We start from the raw sequence: 599 nt of genomic DNA, 5'->3' as shown, positions 1-599 counted from the left end.
GGTTGTACAGGTACCACCCGGTGCGGTTTGCGCGGCCCGGCGGCACATAGATAAAGGTCAGGTTCGGTTCTGACAGGTCCGGTGAAATCTGCGGGTTAACCAGCGTGACTTTACCCGGCAATGCTTCAAACGCCGCGTACAGTTTACGCGTCAATACCCCGATGTCCTGCGGGCTGGCGGAAACGCTGAGATTGTTACGACGCGCAAAGCGGATAAGGTTGCGGTAGCTTTGCATCATGGCATCGAGCAGTTCGTTGTGCGCTTCACGCACCTGATCGATTTTCCAGTTGGCGCGGTTATCAAGCATAGACAGACGTTCTTCGTCCCATCCCCACTCTTTCACCAACTGACTGACCACTTCACGACGCCAGCCCACGCATGCGCGTTCGCGGCTGAGTTTTTCACAGACTTTGAGATAGAAACATCGACGCACCAGATCGAGACGCGTGGTGTCATCAATGGCTTTCAGGTATTCGGTGACGCGTTCAAGCATCATGCAGTAAGCATCCAGCCCGTAGGAGACAATTTCTCCGTCGTGCAGACGCTGTTTGATATCTTTCGCCAGCAAACGCGGCGTGGGGTATTCCCAGGAATAGGCT

1 protein-coding gene is annotated in these 599 nt (G+C 54.8%); it reads right to left on the bottom strand.

Annotated elements, in window-relative coordinates; genetic code table 11:
- Window positions 1–599, bottom strand: a 599-nt coding sequence (locus CSV68_RS16505) for a class I adenylate cyclase (protein WP_199175045.1), incomplete at both ends; no start/stop codon positions are given.

Origin of the sequence: Sporosarcina sp. P29 (genome assembly GCF_002743265.1) — a bacterium.
Taxonomy (GTDB): Bacteria; Bacillota; Bacilli; order Bacillales_A; family Planococcaceae; genus Sporosarcina.
This window is presented reverse-complemented; position numbering and strand designations above follow the sequence as displayed.